Origin of the sequence: Geodermatophilus sabuli (assembly GCF_900215145.1) — a bacterium.
Lineage (GTDB): Bacteria > Actinomycetota > Actinomycetes > Mycobacteriales > Geodermatophilaceae > Geodermatophilus > Geodermatophilus sabuli.
Genome location: NZ_OBDO01000018.1, coordinates 1 through 15,097, shown reverse-complemented (window position 1 = coordinate 15,097; position 15,097 = coordinate 1). Strand labels below are relative to the sequence as shown.

Annotated in this window: 15 protein-coding genes; 8 read left to right on the top strand and 7 right to left on the bottom strand. The window is 73.0% G+C overall.

The features are described from left to right. Positions 1-43: 43 nt before the first annotated feature. On the bottom strand, positions 44-832 hold the full coding sequence (locus CRP39_RS25795; RefSeq protein WP_216359933.1) for a putative hydro-lyase: 789 nt from the start codon (positions 830-832) through the stop codon (positions 44-46). Positions 833-930: 98 nt separating this feature from the next. On the opposite strand from CRP39_RS25795, the gene CRP39_RS25790 reads away from it, so the two are divergent. The 6 genes from CRP39_RS25790 (at position 931) to CRP39_RS25765 (ending at position 6,299) form a co-directional block, all read left to right on the top strand. Further along, positions 931-2,178 carry an NRAMP family divalent metal transporter gene (locus tag CRP39_RS25790; RefSeq protein WP_097209266.1) on the top strand — a complete coding sequence of 416 codons (1,248 nt, stop codon included), beginning with the start codon at positions 931-933 and terminating at the stop codon, positions 2,176-2,178. Positions 2,179-2,191: 13 nt separating this feature from the next. Next, positions 2,192-2,944, top strand: a complete 753-nt coding sequence (locus CRP39_RS25785; protein ID WP_097209265.1) for a LamB/YcsF family protein — start codon at positions 2,192-2,194, stop codon at positions 2,942-2,944. Next, positions 2,944-3,555, top strand: coding sequence for a 5-oxoprolinase subunit B family protein (locus CRP39_RS25780; RefSeq protein WP_097209264.1), 612 nt, complete (start codon positions 2,944-2,946; stop codon positions 3,553-3,555). The genes CRP39_RS25785 and CRP39_RS25780 overlap by 1 nt, the downstream gene beginning before the upstream one ends. Continuing rightward, complete coding sequence (locus tag CRP39_RS25775) at positions 3,552-4,400, top strand: 5-oxoprolinase subunit C family protein (RefSeq protein WP_097209263.1); 849 nt, start codon at positions 3,552-3,554, stop codon at positions 4,398-4,400. The genes CRP39_RS25780 and CRP39_RS25775 overlap by 4 nt, the downstream gene beginning before the upstream one ends. 26 nt (positions 4,401-4,426) lie before the next feature. After that, positions 4,427-5,197, top strand: a complete 771-nt coding sequence (locus CRP39_RS25770; RefSeq protein WP_097209262.1) for an IclR family transcriptional regulator — start codon at positions 4,427-4,429, stop codon at positions 5,195-5,197. Between the two features lie 109 nt (positions 5,198-5,306). Then, on the top strand, positions 5,307-6,299 hold the full coding sequence (locus CRP39_RS25765) for an ABC transporter substrate-binding protein (protein WP_097209261.1): 993 nt from the start codon (positions 5,307-5,309) through the stop codon (positions 6,297-6,299). Positions 6,300-6,506: 207 nt separating this feature from the next. Here the strand turns inward: CRP39_RS25765 and CRP39_RS25760 are convergent, their stop codons facing one another. From CRP39_RS25760 to CRP39_RS25735, 6 genes are all read right to left on the bottom strand, one after another. Continuing rightward, the gene (locus CRP39_RS25760) at positions 6,507-7,538 is read right to left on the bottom strand and encodes an SAM-dependent methyltransferase (RefSeq protein ID WP_097209260.1); all 1,032 of its coding nucleotides are present in this window, start codon (positions 7,536-7,538) and stop codon (positions 6,507-6,509) included. A 338-nt stretch (positions 7,539-7,876) separates the two neighbouring features. Then, positions 7,877-8,455 carry a dihydrofolate reductase family protein gene (locus tag CRP39_RS25755; protein ID WP_097209259.1) on the bottom strand — a complete coding sequence of 193 codons (579 nt, stop codon included), beginning with the start codon at positions 8,453-8,455 and terminating at the stop codon, positions 7,877-7,879. A gap of 225 nt (positions 8,456-8,680) precedes the next feature. Then, positions 8,681-9,892: a cytochrome P450 gene (locus CRP39_RS25750; protein WP_097209258.1), complete on the bottom strand. Its 1,212-nt coding sequence runs from the start codon at positions 9,890-9,892 to the stop codon at positions 8,681-8,683. Between the two features lie 173 nt (positions 9,893-10,065). After that, positions 10,066-10,881: an ABC transporter ATP-binding protein gene (locus CRP39_RS25745; protein WP_097209257.1), complete on the bottom strand. Its 816-nt coding sequence runs from the start codon at positions 10,879-10,881 to the stop codon at positions 10,066-10,068. Positions 10,882-10,930: 49 nt separating this feature from the next. After that, positions 10,931-11,704, bottom strand: coding sequence for an ABC transporter permease (locus tag CRP39_RS25740; protein ID WP_097209256.1), 774 nt, complete (start codon positions 11,702-11,704; stop codon positions 10,931-10,933). Continuing rightward, complete coding sequence (locus CRP39_RS25735; RefSeq protein WP_216359932.1) at positions 11,704-12,564, bottom strand: ABC transporter permease; 861 nt, start codon at positions 12,562-12,564, stop codon at positions 11,704-11,706. Before CRP39_RS25735 ends, CRP39_RS25740 begins: the two co-directional genes overlap by 1 nt. A 369-nt stretch (positions 12,565-12,933) precedes the next feature. Here CRP39_RS25735 and CRP39_RS25730 point away from each other — a divergent pair, with 369 nt between their 5' ends. Together CRP39_RS25730 and CRP39_RS25725 are read left to right on the top strand one after the other, a co-directional pair. Further along, positions 12,934-13,743, top strand: a complete 810-nt coding sequence (locus tag CRP39_RS25730) for an IclR family transcriptional regulator domain-containing protein (protein WP_216359931.1) — start codon at positions 12,934-12,936, stop codon at positions 13,741-13,743. Then, positions 13,740-14,978: an MFS transporter gene (locus CRP39_RS25725; protein ID WP_097209255.1), complete on the top strand. Its 1,239-nt coding sequence runs from the start codon at positions 13,740-13,742 to the stop codon at positions 14,976-14,978. The genes CRP39_RS25730 and CRP39_RS25725 overlap by 4 nt, the downstream gene beginning before the upstream one ends. The last annotated feature ends 119 nt before the right edge of the window (positions 14,979-15,097 follow it).

The following is a 15,097-nucleotide window of genomic DNA, read 5'->3' as shown; positions in this document are numbered from 1 at the left end:
GACGAAGCCATCAAGTCACCTACCTGCTGAGGGATGGGTCACATCACGGCAGGCGGTAGACGGAGTCCGGGACGTCGGTGACGAACATGTGACCGGGCGCGTGGGTGATCGCGAACGGCGGCCGGGACGCCATGAGCGCCGCCTGCGGGGTCACACCGCACGCCCAGAACACCGGGACGTCCCCGGCGTGCGCCTCGACCGGGTCGCCGAAGTCGGGCCGGGCGAGGTCGGCGATGCCGAGACCCTCCGGCGGCCCGACGTGCACCGGCGCTCCGTGCACCTGCGGCATCCGCGCGGTGACCTGGACCGCGGTGGTGACCAGCTCGCCGGGCACCGGCCGCATCGTGACGACCAGCGGCCCGGACAGCCGCCCGGCGGACCGGCACGCGCGGTCGGTCCGGAACATCGACACGTTGCGGCCCTGCTCGATGTTGCGCACGGGCACCCCCGCGTCGAGCAGCGCGGTCTCGAAGCTGAAGCTGCAGCCGATGAGGAACGCGACCAGGTCGCCGGACCACAGGTCGGTGACGTCGGTCGGCTCGTCGGTCAGCTCGCCGTCCCGCCAGACCCGGTAGCGCGGCAGGTCGGTGCGCAGGTCTGCGTCGGGGGCGAGGACGGTGCGGGGCGACCCGGCGTCGGTGACGTCGAGCAGCGGGACCGGCTGCGGGTTGCGCTGGGCGAACAGCAGGAAGTCGTAGGCCCACTCGCGCGGCAGGACGACCAGGTTGGCCTGCGTGTAGCCCGGCGCCAGACCGGACGTGGGGACGGCGGCCCCGTCCCGGCAGGCGGCCCGGACGTCGGCGGGAGCGGCTTCGGTGAGCATCTGCGCCATGCCGCCCATGGTGCGCGCGGCCACGGCCACCCGCTTCGCGTTGCCGCCGTCCCGGCTCGGCTCTAGCGTCCCGGGCAGCCGTCCCCGTGGGAGCGCCCATGTCGCACAGCCCGGAGACCCCACCGTCCACCGGTCCCGCCCCGCCCGCCGGCCGCATGACGGCCAGCACCCGGTCCACCCTGCTCGGGGCCATGTTCCTCATGGCCACCTCGGCCATCGGGCCGGGCTTCATCACCCAGACGACGGCGTTCACCGTGCAACTGGGCGCGGCGTTCGCGTTCGCCATCGCCGTCTCGATCGTCATCGACATCGCATTGCAGCTGAACGTCTGGCGGGTGATCGGCGTCAGCGGCCGGCGCGCCCAGGAGCTGGGCAACCTGGTGCTGCCGGGGCTCGGCTGGGTGATGGCCGCGCTGCTGCTCGTCGGTGGGCTGGTGTTCAACATCGGCAACGTCAGCGGCGCGGGCCTGGGCACCGACGCCATGTTCGGGCTGGACCCGAAGATCGGCGGCGCCCTGTCGGCCCTGGTGGCGATCGGCGTCTTCGTGAGCAAACGGGCGGGAGTGGCCGTCGACCGCATCGTCGTCGTCCTCGGCCTGCTGATGATCGTGCTGACCACCTGGATCGCGGTCACGTCGGGCCCGCCGGTGGGGACGGCGCTGCGCAACGTCGTCCTCCCCGACGAGGTCGACTTCCTGGCCATCACCACGCTGGTGGGCGGCACGATCGGCGGCTACATCGTCTACGCCGGCGCCCACCGGCTGCTGGACTCCGGCGTGACCGGGCCCGCTCACGTCCGCGACATCACCCGCGGCTCGATCACCGGCATCGTGATCACCGGGATCATGCGGGTGGTCCTGTTCCTGGCCATCCTCGGCGTGGTCGCCGGCGGCGCGGACCTCGGCACCGAGAACCAGGCGGCCAACGCCTTCGGCCAGGCCGCCGGCGAGTTCGGGCTGCGGGCCTTCGGCGTGGTGCTGTGGGCGGCCTCGATCACCAGCATCATCGGTGCCTCCTACACGTCGGTCTCCTTCGTCACGTCCCGCACCCGCACCAGCGACCGAACCCGGACGCTCCTGGTGGTCGCCTTCATCGCCGTCACCACGCTGGCCTTCGTCCTGATCGGGGCCGCGCCCACGACGCTGCTGGTCTTCGCCGGGGCGTTCAACGGGCTGCTCCTGCCGATCGGCATCGCCGTCGTGCTGTGGGTGGCGACCCGGCGCGGCGACCTGCTGGGCGCGTACCGCTACCCGAGGTGGCTGCTGGTCATCGGCTGGCTGGCCTGGCTGCTCACCCTCTACCTGGCGGTGAACTCGGTGCGCCCGGTCATCGATCTGTTCGCGTGAGGAGGACGGCCCGGTGGACCTGAACTCGGACCTCGGCGAGGGCTTCGGCCAGTGGGAACTCGGGGACGACGAGGCGCTGCTGGGGGTGGTCACCAGCGCGAACGTCGCCTGCGGGTACCACGCCGGCGACGCGTCGATCATGCGCCGGGTGTGCGAGCAGGCCGCCGCCTCCGGGGTGGCCATCGGCGCCCAGGTCGCCTACAACGACCTCGCCGGCTTCGGCCGCCGCTTCATCGACGCCCATCCCGACGAGCTCACCGCCGACGTCGTCTACCAGATCGGCGCCCTGGAGGCCTTCGCCCGCCTGGCCGGTTCCCGGGTCCGCTACGTCAAGCCGCACGGCGCGCTCTACAACGCGATCGTCGCCCACGAGGAGCAGGCGGCCGCGGTGGTGCGCGCGGTCGTCGAGTACGACCGCACGCTGCCGGTCATGGGCCTGCCCGGGTCGGCGTGGCTGCGGCTGGCCGAGGACGCCGGGCTGACCGTCGTCCGCGAGGCGTTCGCCGACCGCGCCTACACCCCGGAGGGCACGCTGGTCTCCCGCCGCCTGGACGGCGCGGTGCTGCACGACCCGGACGAGATCGCCGCCCGCTGCGTCGCCATGGCCCGCGGGGAGCCGATCCGCGACGTCGAGGGCAACCCGCTCGAGGTGCGGCCCGACTCGATCTGCGTACACGGGGACACCCGCGGCGCGGTGGCGATCGCCCGGCGGGTGCGGGACGCGCTCACCGGGGCCGGCGTCGAGCTCGCGCCGTTCGCGCCCTGATGCGGGTCCTGCCGAGCGGCTCCAGCGCGCTGCTGGTCGAGGTGGACGACCTGGACGAGGTCCTCGGCCTCTACGCCGCGCTCACCGAGGAACCGATCGACGGCGTGGTGGACGTCGTCCCCGCGGCGCGCACCGTGCTGCTCGTCGTCGACCGGGCGCGGACCACCCTCGGCGCCGTCGCGCAGGCGGTGCGGGAGACCCGGCCGCGACCGGATCGGGCCGGGCACGGCGACCGGGTCGAGCTGCCCGTGGTCTACGACGGCGCCGACCTCGCCGACGTCGCCGACCACCTCGGCGTCGAGCCGGAGGAGGTGGTGCGCCGGCACACCGGGACCGAGTGGACGGTGGCCTTCTGCGGCTTCGCCCCCGGGTTCGGCTACTGCACGCCCGACGGCGAGCCGTGGCACGTGCCGCGCCGGGAGTCGCCCCGCACCAGGGTGCCGGCCGGGGCGGTGGCGCTGGCCGGCGAGTTCGCCGGCGTCTACCCGCGGGAGTCCCCCGGCGGCTGGCAGCTGATCGGCCGCACCGACGTCGCGGTGTTCGACCTGGCGCGGGAACCGGCGGCGTTGCTGCGGCCTGGGGTGCGCGTGCGGTTCGTGGAGGCGGGATGAATCGCTGCCTCACCGTGCTGTCGACCGGGCCGCTCACCACGGTGCAGGACGCCGGCCGTCCCGGTCAGGGCGCCCTGGGCATCGGGCGCTCCGGAGCCTGCGACCGCGCCGCGGCGGCCCTGGCCAACCGGCTCGTCGGCAACGACCCGGACGCCGCGGTGCTCGAGGCGACCCTCGGCGGGCTGGCGCTGCGGGCCGGCGCCGACCTGCTCGTCGCCACCACCGGCGCCCGCTGCCCCGGCTCCCCCGCACACAACGCGCCCCACCGGCTCGCCGCCGGCGCGGAACTGCGGCTCGGCCTGCCCGCGACGGGGCTGCGCACCTACCTCGCCGTCCGCGGCGGCATCGCCGTCGAGCCGGTGCTCGGCAGCCGCGCCACCGACCTGCTCTCCGGGCTGGGCCCGCCCGCCCTCTCGGCCGGCGACGTCCTCCCCGTCGGCGAGGCGACCGGACCGCTGCCCGGCGTCGACCTGGCCCCCGTCCCCGACCCGGCCGGCGGCGAGGTGACCGTGCGGCTGCTGCCCGGCCCGCGGGCGGACTGGTTCGCCGAGGACGCCGCCGCGGTGCTCACCGGCACCGGCTGGACGGTCACCGGCGAGAGCAACCGGATCGGCCTGCGCCTGGACGGCCCGCCGCTGGAGCGGGTGCGCACCGGCGAGCTGGCCAGCGAGGGCATGGTCCGCGGCGCGCTGCAGGTGCCGCCGTCCGGCCTGCCGGTGCTCTTCCTCGCCGACGCACCGGTCACCGGTGGCTACCCGGTCATCGGCTACGTCGACGACGCCGACGTCGACCGTTGCGGCCAGCTGTGCCCCGGCCAGACGGTCCGCTTCCGCGGCGCGGGCTGACCGCTCCCCCGTGCCACACTGCGGCCGTGGGGCGCGTGAAGACCGGGGAGTCGGTGCTCTCGCGGGCGGTCCGCATCTTCGACGCCTTCTCCCCCGAGGAGACCGCGCTGCAGGTGTCGGAGATCGCCCGCCGCACCGACCTGCACGTCGCCACCGCGTCCCGGCTGATCGCCGAACTGGTCTCCCACGGCCTGCTGGAGCGCGGCCCCGACCGCGAGGTGCGGGTCGGCGTGCGGATGTGGGAGCTGGCCTCGCGCGCGTCGCCCACCCTCTCCCTGCGGGACGCCGCGATGCCCTACCTGGAGGACCTGCACGCCGTCGTCGGCCACCACGCGCAGCTCGGCGTCCGGGACGGCGACGACGTCCTGTTCATCGAGCGGCTGTCGGCGCGCGACGCCGTCGTCAACTACTCCCGCATCGCCGGCCGACTGCCGCTGCACATCTCCTCCTCCGGCCTGGTCCTGCTCGCCTACAGCCCGCCGGAGCTGCAGGAGCGGTTCCTGGGCCGGCCGCTGGAGCCGCACACGGCCGACACGATCACCACGCCCGGACGGCTGCGGGCGACGCTGGCCGACGTCCGCCGGCAGGGCTTCGTGATCACCCCGGGCCACGTGCACCCGGACGCCGCGGGGGTCGCCGTGCCCGTGCGCAACGGCCTCCAGGCGGTGGTCGCCGCCCTGTCGGTCATCGTGCCCAACGACGGCCGCGCCGCCGCGCAGGTGCCGGCGCTGCTGGCCGCGGCGCGCGGGGTCACCAGGTCGCTGTCGGCGGGGCCGCCGGCCCAGGCGGCGCGCTGAACCCTCTCACTCTTCGAGAGGGCAGTGGGCGGGCTGTGATCGGGATCGCAGGATCCGCGTCACGTCCGCGGGCAGCCGTTGCCCGCGGAGCACCGAAGGGAGCCCCTCCTTGACCGCTGCGCCCGCATCCTCCGGACGCCGTCCCTCCCGCCGCCTCGCCGGCCTCGCGCTCGGCTGTGCCGCCTCCCTGGCGCTGGCCGCCTGCGGTTCCGACGACGCGGGCGGCGGCACCGCCTCCGGCGGCGGGGAGGGCCCGGCGCAGCTGACCGTCGGCTACTTCCCGCTGGTGCACACCGCCATCGCCGTCCACGCCGACGAGGCCGGCCTGTTCGACGAGCAGGACCTGGACGTCACGCTGGAGCAGACCTCCGGCGGCGCCCAGGCGATCCCGTCGCTGATCGCCGGCGAGTACGACATCACCTACGGCAACTACACCTCCGCGCTGCTCGCCGCCCAGCAGGGCCTGCCGGTGCGGATCATCGCGGGCAACGACGTCGGCGCCGAGGACCACGCGATCATGGTCGCCCCCGACTCCCCCTACCAGGCCCCGGCCGACCTGGCCGGCGCGCGGATCGCGGTGAACAACCTGCAGAACATCGGCACGGTCGCGGTCAACGCGATCCTCGAGGACGCCGGCGTGGACGTCTCCACCATCCAGTTCCTCGAGCTGCCCTACCCCGACATGGCCGCCGCCCTCGACGCCGGCGACGTCGACGCCATCTGGCAGGTCGAGCCGTTCCAGGCCTCCGCGAAGGCCTCCGGCGCCCGCGTGCTGTTCCCGCTGTTCAGCGGCCCGGTCGACGACATGCCGGTCGCCGGCTGGCTGACCACCGAGCAGTACGCCCAGGAGAACCCCGAGGTGATCGAGTCCTTCCGGGCGGCGATGGCAGCGTCCATGGCGGAGCTGCAGGGCAACCGCGAGGAGCTGGTCCGGCTCGTGCCGACCTACAGCCAGGTGCCGGCGGAGACCGTCGAGCAGGTCCAGCTGCCGGAGTGGGACGCCGAGGTCGATCGCCAGCAGCTGCAGAAGATGAGCGACCTGATGCTCGAGTACGGGATCATCAGCGAGGAGTTCGACGTCGAGACGATGATCGCCGGGTGACGGCCACGGGAGCATCGCAGCGAGCGCCAGCGAGCGAGGAGCGGACCGGGGCGCGGAACCCGGCCGGAGTCATCGCCGGGTGACGGCCCCGGGAGCATCGCAGCGAGCGCCAGCGAGTGAGGAGCGGACCGGGCGCGGAACCCGGCCGGAGTCATCGCCGGGTGAGTACGGCGGATGAGGGTGATGCCATCGGGCTTACTCACGTCCTCAGCGGATCGCTGTCACCGCGCCGAGCGCAGCGCCGGGGGGACCGATCCACTTCACTGGCTGCGGCTGCAGGCCCACCTCGCGGAGCTGACCGAGCAGCACGTCGACGGCGGGCAGCTCCATGCGGCCCTCCTGCGCCCGCAGCAGCAGGTCCAAGTGCCGGCTGAACAGCTGCGGCCCGGCCACGGTGGTGACGACCACGAGGGCGCCGCCGGGTGCGAGCAGGTGGGCGACCGCGCGCAGCAGCTCCACCCGCTCGTCGACCGGCACGTAGTAGATGACGTTGGCGAGCAGGGCCAGGTCGATGCGGTCGGTGAGGGCGCCCGGGCGACCGGCGGCGAGCGCCTTCTGGATGTCGACAGCCTCGACGCTGGCCCGGTCGGCCAGGCCGCGCTCGCTCAGCGTGCGCCGGGCCAGTGCCGCGGTGTCGGGGTCGACGTCCACGCCGATGCCGGTGACGTCCGGAGCGGCCTCGAGCATCGCCGCCAGGTGCAGGCCGGCGCCGCACCCGATGTCGAGCACCCGGCGCGGCCGGCGCTCGGTGACCGTGCGGACGAGCAGGTCGCGGATCAGCGGGTAGATCGCGGCGGAGAGCCGGGCGATCACCTCGCCCTGCTCTGCGGTGTCGCGCCGCCCCGGGCCACCTCGCAGCAGCGCCGGCAGATCCCGGTAGAGCTCGGTGTGGTAGCCGCCGAAGCCCTCGTACGACGCGCGCACCACGTCGTCGCCGACGACAGCGCGGCCGAACCGGGTGAGCCGCCACGAGCCCTCTCCGGTGATCACCCCCGCAGCAGCGAGCACGCGGAGGTAGGCGACCAGCAGATCTTGCTCGACCGCACCCAGGCGCCCGGCCAGCTGCTCGGTGCTGGCCGGGCCCTCGTCGAGCGCGTCGAGCAGGCCCAGGTCGAGCGCAGCGGCGATCAACTGCAGCCGAACCCCGGTCAGCCCCTCCCGCGCGGCGCGCAGCCGCGCGTGGAGATTCCCGCTGCGCAGCACCTCGGCCAGCACTCTCGGGTTGGGCATCCTCGCCATCGGGCCCCTCCTCGGCTCAGAGGGCGCGACGGTAGTGCGCCTCGACCGCCGAGACGCCCGCCACCTCATCGGTCTTCTCCGCCCCGTCGGGCGACCGGCCTGCCCGCTCGTCGAAGCGCCGCCCGCGCGTTGTCGCGGAGCACCCAGATCAGATGGCCCGATCCATCACCCTCATGAGCCGTACTCATCGCCGGGTGAGTTCGGCAGCAAGGTGACTGCTGGGTGGGAAAGTCCATTCCCGAGGTCATCAGCGTTGATTCTCAGATCGGCGTCTCCGGACCAGCATGCCCGCCGACTGCCCCTGCGCCGTATGTCGGAAGGGACGCGGTTCACGAGGCTCATCCCGTGGAGGTCCTGTCTGCGGGTGCGGGCCGGTAGCGCAGGAGCACCGCACCCGACGGAAATGTCGTAGTGGCGATGAGCTCCAGCCGGACGGCGCCGAGATCGTCGAAGATCCGGGGCCCGGTTGCCCAGAGGTAGGGGCTCACCGTGAACCAGAGCTCGTCGACGAGGTCCTGGGCCATGAGGTTGCGGGCCAGTTCGCCGGCACCGGTGACGATCAGGTTGCCGGGGTGTTTGTCCTTGAGGTCGTTCACGCTGTCGGCCAGGTCGCCTTCGAGCAGGATGGCATTCCAGATCAGCGGCCCGCTCAGTGTCCGGGACGCGACGTACTTGGTCATGCTGTTCATCCGATGCGCGTATGCCTCGTACCCAGGGATGTCTGCCATCTGCGGCCACACCGTGGCCAGGCCTTCATAGGTCTTGCGCCCGATCACCATCGCGTCGGCTGCCTGCCACTTCTCGAGCGAGGCCTGCTGGCTGTCGGGGTCCAGGACGAGCCACCCGTCGGGTTCGGGTACCGGCGCTTCGAAGGCGCCGTTGACGGTGATGGCGTTGTTGATGATCAGTCGTCCCAAGAGAAGCCCCCCGGTCGATTCGGTAGCGATCAGTAGTCGTCGTTCTACTGACAGCCCACACGAGGGAAACTCATCGCACTCTGCAGCCGTCCTCGAGCCGGGTGTCGAACCGACCCGGGGCGGGATGCTCTCACCAACTCGCTGCCGAACTCATCGCCGGGTGAGGACCCTTGAACGACTGCGGCCCCGAAGGGAGGTCCCTCCGGGGCCGCAGTCGTGTGCGGCTCAAGCCGGCGCGACGCGGACCGGCACGCTGGCCCAGCCCTTGAGGGTGTTGTTCAGCTTCGGTACCGGGTCACCGGCCGGCTCGATGGCGCGGGCCCGCTCGGCGAGCGCGGAGAGCACCAGCTCGGTCTCCAGGCGGGCCACCGGCTGCCCGACGCACTGGTGGATCCCCATGCCGAAGGCCACGTGGCCCGCGGCGCGGCGGCCGATGTCCAGGGTGTCGGCGTCCTCGCCCCACTGGCGCGGGTCGCGGTTGGCCGAGCCGAGGAACAGCAGCAGCTTGGTGCCCTCGGGGATCGTCGTCCCGGCGACCTCCACCTCGCGGGAGGTGGTGCGGAAGAAGGTCTGCACCGGCGACTCCCAGCGCAGCGCCTCGTCGAAGGCGAACTTCGCCTTGGCCGGGGTCCGGTGCAGCAGCTCCCACTGGTCGGGGTGGCGGGACAGCCCGTAGACGGTGTTGGCGATGCCGTAGACGGTGGTGTCCACCCCGGCGGTCAGCAGCGAGCGGACGAGCATGGGCGCCTGCTCGGCGGTGATCTCGCCGCGGTCGGCGGCCTCCCAGATCAGGGCGCCGAAGCCGCCCGGCGTGAGGTTCTCCCGCTGGCACTGCTCCCAGATCCAGGCCTGGACGGGTGCGGCGGTGGCCAGCGCCTGCCGGCGCAGCTCGTTGTCGGGGCCGAAGGCGTTGAACGCCAGCCCGCCGTAGGGCAGCAGGTTCTCCCGACCCTCCTCACGCAGCCCGACGGCGTCGGGGAAGACCCGCAGCGGGTACACCTCGGCGAGGTCGGTGACCGCGTCGAAGGTGCCCTGCGCGACCAGGCGGTCGGCGATCTCGGCGGCCGGCGCGGCGAACCGCTCGCGCAGCGCCCGCAAGCCGCGCGGGGAGATGACGCCGTTCATCGCCGTCCGGACGACGGTGTGGTCCGGCGGGTCGGCCTCCAACAGCAGGCTCGGCGGCCGCCACGGCTTCTCCTTGGCGAAGTCGGCCAGGCCCGCGCCGCGGCTGGAGACGAACGTCTCCCAGTCGATCAAGGACGCCTTCACGTGCTCGAACCGGCCCATCGCGTAGATGCCGTAGCGCTCGAGGAACACCACCGGGCCGGCGTCGCGCAGCCTGCGGTGGAAGTCGTAGGGGTCGGTCAGCACCTCGGTGCCGAACGGGTCGTCGCCCAGCACGGGGACGTCGGTGGTGGGCGGGCTGTCGACGGTCACGGTGGCACTCCGGGTTCGAGCTCGAGGGACGCGGCCACGCACAGCGTGACCGTCGTCACCGGCCCGGACGCAACGCCCTCTCGGTCAATGAGAGAGCAGGGGTCCAGGACGGGACCGGCCCCCGTCCCCTCGCGTGGCGAGGGGACGGGTGCCGGGTGGCTCGGCGCGCCGGGTCAGTTCTGGCCGATGACCGCCGGGGCGTGCGGGTCGACCGCGCCGGGGGTCTCCTCCTTCGGCCGGTGGATCTGCTCGAAGACGCGGGCACGCAGCTCGGCGAACCGCGGTGAGGACCGGGTGTGCAACTGGTTGCGCTCGTCGGGCAGGTCGATGGCGACGTCGTCGCGGATGACCGTGGGCGAGCTGGACAGCACGATCACCCGCTGCCCCAGGTAGACCGACTCGTCGATGTCGTGCGTGACGAAGAGGGTGGTCACCTGGAAGCGGTGCCACAGGTCCCGGACGAGGTCCTCGAGGTCCGCGCGGGTCTGCGCGTCGACGGCGGCGAACGGCTCGTCCATGAGCAGCACCTGCGGCTCGTAGGCGATCGCGCGGGCGATGGCGACGCGCTGCTGCATGCCGCCGGACAACTGCCACGGGTAGGCGCTGTGCACGTCGGCCAGGCCGACCGCCGCGATCGACTCGTCGACGAGCTCCTTGCGGCGGGCGGCCGCGACCTTCTTCTGCTTGAGCGGCAGCTCGACGTTGTCCCGGACACTCATCCAGGGGAACAGGCTGCGCCCGTACTCCTGGAAGACGATCGCCATCCCCGGCGGCGGGCCGTCGACCTTCTTGCCGTTGAGGAGGACCTCGCCCTCGGTCGGGTCCAGCAGCCCGGACATGATCTTGAGCAGGGTCGTCTTGCCGGAGCCGGACGGTCCCACGAGGCAGGCGAACTCGCCCTCCTGCAGCGTGAAGGTCAGGTTGCGCACGGCCTCGACGGTGCGCGACTTGCCCTCGTACACCTTCTTGACGCCGTTCACCTCGAGCATCGTGTTGCGCCTTCCGATCGGGGGTTCAGGGACGGGGTCTGCACGGCCGTCATCCCGCGCGCTGGGCGCGGCGCAGGCCGTGGTACCAGGCCAGCCAGCGGTTCTCGACGAGGCGGAACAGGAGGGACAGCAGGAAGCCGAGCAGGCCGAGCATGATCATGCCCGCCCACATCTCCGGGATGGCGAAGCTGCGCTGCGCCTGGACGATCGCGAAGCCCAGGCCGTCACTGGCGGCGAACAGCTCGCTGATGACCATCAGGATGATCGCGACCGACAGGCCCTGCCGCAGCCCGGCGGCCATCTGCGGGCTGGCCGAGGGCAGGATCAGGTAGCGCAGCCGGGCCGCGCCGCTGATCCGGTACGTGCGGGCGGTGTCGGACAGCACGCTGTCGACGGCGCGGACGCCCTCGGCGGTGTTGAGCAGGATCGGCCACATGCAACCGAAGGCGATCACCACGATCTTCATGGTGTTCTCGATGCCGAAGATCAGCATGAGGATCGGCACGATGACCGGCGGCGGGATGGCGCGGAAGAACTCGAGGACCGGCTCGAGCAGGTCGCGAAGCCGCTTGTAGGTCCCGATCAGGACGCCGAGGGTGATGCCCACGACGGCAGCAATGGCATAGCCGGCGGCCAGCCGCATCAGGCTGGGCAGGACGTCGTCGGCCAGTCGCGGGCCGAACCACTCCGCCACCAGGCTGTCGAGGATCAGCGACAGCGGCGGGAAGTAGAAGTTGGTGCTGTTCGCCGACGTCACCCACCACAGGGCGAACAGCACGAGGGGCAGGCCGAGGGCGAAGCCGAAGCGCCGTAGGAATGCCATCAGAGGGCCACCTCTGCTCGCTGGGACGGGTGCCAGCTGAGGGTCCGTCGTTCGATGTACCGGAAGACGAGGTTCACGATCACGCCGAGGATGCCGGAGACGACCACGAGGGCGTAGGTCGCCTCGATCGCGCCGCTGCTCTGCGCGACGGCCAGCCGGTTGCCCAGGCCGGGGTTGCCGATGACCAGCTCCGAGGTGACCGCCAGGATGAGCGCGACCGCAGCCGACAGCCGCAGGCCGGTCATGATGTAGGGCAGCGCGGTCGGCCAGGTGACGTACCGGATGCGGGCCCAGAAGTCGAAGCGGTAGGCGCGGGCGGTGTCCTGCGCGACCGGGTCGACGTCCTGGACGCCGTAGAGCACCTGGATGAGCACCGGCCAGAACGAGGCGTAGATGACCAGCAGGAGCTTGCTCTCGATCGCGGTGCCGAACAGCAGCACCGCCAGCGGGATCAGCGCCACCGACGGGATCGGCCGGAGGAACTCGATGGTCGAGGCGGTCAGCTCGCGCAGGAAGTGCGAGCTGCCGATGACGATGCCCAGCACCACACCGGCGACCGCGGCGATCAGCAGGCCCAGCGCCCAGCCGTAGATGGTGTCGAGCAGCGCTGCCCAGAAGTCCGGCTGACCCAGCTGGTCGATCAGCGCCGCCCCGATCTCCGACGACGTCGGGAAGAACTGGCTCGGCAGGATCTCCAGCCGCGGCAGGATCTCGAACAGCAGCACGAGGGCCAGCAGGCCGATCGTGCCCAGCACCAACGGCGAGCTGCCGAGGGCGCGGCGCGGCGGGGTCTTGGGCGCGACGCCGGCGTCCGGGTTGGCGGCGGCCGGCTCGTAGACGGTGACGGGGGACTCGGTCACGGCAGGAGGCCCTCCAGGTCCGGGGTGTGATCGCAGTGTGCGCCCTCGCGGGCTCCGCGGCCTCCGGCGGCACCGCCGTGGCGGTCGAGCCCGCCGCACGCGGCGAGGAGCAACGGGGGGCCCGCCGCGAGGGCGGTGACCGGTTGGCGCATGGGGGCTCCACGATGAGTCGGGCGGTGGCTGGTGTTCGCAGCGCGAACCGATGTTCTTCTCGTGAACGGAAACAGGTGACCCCACTCACCGTCAAGCGGCACACTGTGGCCGTGACCACGCCGTGATCGCCGGTAACCCACCGCTTGCCGAACGGCTGTTCACTCTGCGCACAATGTCACAGTCGCGACCCGCGTCACAGCATCGGGAGGAACTGCGTTGGAGATCGCTGATGAGCAGGCCACCCTGCCGGCGCGCGACAGTACCTTCGTGCAGTCGCTCGACCGGGGACTGGCCGTCATCCGGGCCTTCGACGCCGAGCACCCGCGCCTGAACCTGTCCGACGTCGCCCGGGCGACCGGCCTCACGCGCGCCGCGGCCCGCCGCTTCCTGCTCACGCTGGTACAGCTTGGCTACGTGCGCGTGGACGGCCGGGAGTTCTCCCTCCGCCCCCGCGTCCTGGAGCTCGGCTACTCCTACCTGTCGGGCCTGACGCTGCCGGAGGTGGCCGAGCCGCACCTGGAGACCCTGGTGTCCCGGGTGCACGAGTCGTCGTCGGTGTCGGTGCTGGACGGCGACGAGATCGTCTACGTGGCCCGGGTCCCGACCAAGCGGATCATGACCGTGCTGATCGCCGTCGGCACCCGTTTCCCGGCGCACGCCACCTCGATGGGCCGGGTGCTGCTCGCCGGGCTGCCGCATGCGGAGCTCGCCGCCTACCTCCAGCGTGCGGTGTTCACCCCCTTCACCGAGCACACCGTCACCGACCCGGTCGAGCTGCGCGCCGCGGTCGAGCGCGCCCGGCGGCAGGGCTACGCCCTGGTCGACCAGGAACTGGAGCACGGGCTGCGGTCGGCCGCGGCGCCGATCCACGATGCCGACGGCGAGGTCGTGGCCGCCCTGAACGTCTCCGTCCACGCCAGCCGGACGTCGCTGGCACAGCTGGAGCACGAGCTGGTCCCGGAGCTGCTGGAGACCGCGGGGAACATCGAGCTGGACCTCAAGCGCACCCGGCGTCCGGGGTCGTGACCCCGCGCGCACCCGACCGCCCCCGCCGCCGGGGGGCACGGCTCGCCCCCGCCGCCGTCCTCGTCCTCGTCGCGCTGTGCCTGCGGGCGCCGTTCGCCGCCGTGGGCCCACTGCTCGGCGAGCTCAGCGACGAGCTGACCGTCTCCACCTCCGCGCTGGCGGTCCTCACCTCACTGCCCCTCGTCTGCTTCGGCCTGCTCTCCCCCGCGGTCCCGGCCATCGCCGCACGGCTCGGCGTCCACCGCGCCGTCCTCGCCGGGTCCGTCGCGCTCGCCGTCGGAGTCGTGCTGCGCCTGGCCGGCACCTGGGGCCTGTTCGCCGGCACGGTCCTGCTCAGCGGCGGGATCGCGGTGGTCAACGTGCTGCTGCCCGCCGCCGTCCGCGCGGAGTACGGGCCGCGCAGCGCACCGGTCCTGGGGGCGACGACGGCCTCGATGGCCCTGTCGGCCAGCCTCGGCGCGGGCCTCGCCCAGCCGCTGGCGACCCTCAGCGGCGGCGCCGTCACGGGCCTGGCGCTGTGGCTCGTCCTCGTGCTCGCCGCCACTGCCGGCATGGCCGTGCTCGCCGCCCGCCGGCGGCAGCCGGCCGATCCACCGGGCGCCCGGCTCTCCGTCGTCGCCGTCCTGCGCGACCGGGTGGCGATCGCCGTGACGGTGTTCTTCGGCCTCCAGTCACTGGCCTTCTACGCGATGCTCACCTGGCTGGCCGACGTCCTCGAGGACGACGCCGGCGTCTCGCCCGTGGGTGCCGGGGCGCTGGTCGCCGCAGCCGCGGTGCTCGGGGCCCCCTGCGCGCTCGTCGTCCCCCCGCTGGCGGCCCGGCGGGCCAGCCAGGTCCCGTGGGTCGTCGGCAGCAGCATCCCGACCGCGATCGGGATCGCCGGCCTGCTGCTCGCGCCCGGCGCGGCACCCGTGGTCTGGACGGTGCTCTACGGCCTCGGCACGGGGCTGTGCTTCCCGCTGGCGATGACGCTGATCCTGGTGCGCACCCGCGACGTCGCCCAGACCGGGCGACTGTCGGCGGCCGCGCAGAGCGCCGGGTACCTGCTGGCCGCGACCGGCCCGCTGGCCGTCGGGCTGCTGCACGACGCGACCGGCGGGTGGCGCCCCGGCCTGACCCTGCTGCTCGTCCTGCTTGGCGTCCAGATCGCCGCCGGCGTCTACGCCGGCCGGCCGCGCCTGGTCACCGAGAGAACCCGGGTGGAGAGCGAGCAGCCCTCCACCGCACGCCCCTGACCCGAGGACGGACGAGGAGAGCACGCATGGACAAGGTGGTGGACAGTGCTGCCGCGGCGGTGGCCGACGTGCCCGATGGCGCGGTGCTGGGGGTGGGCGGGTTCGGGTTGTGTGGCGTG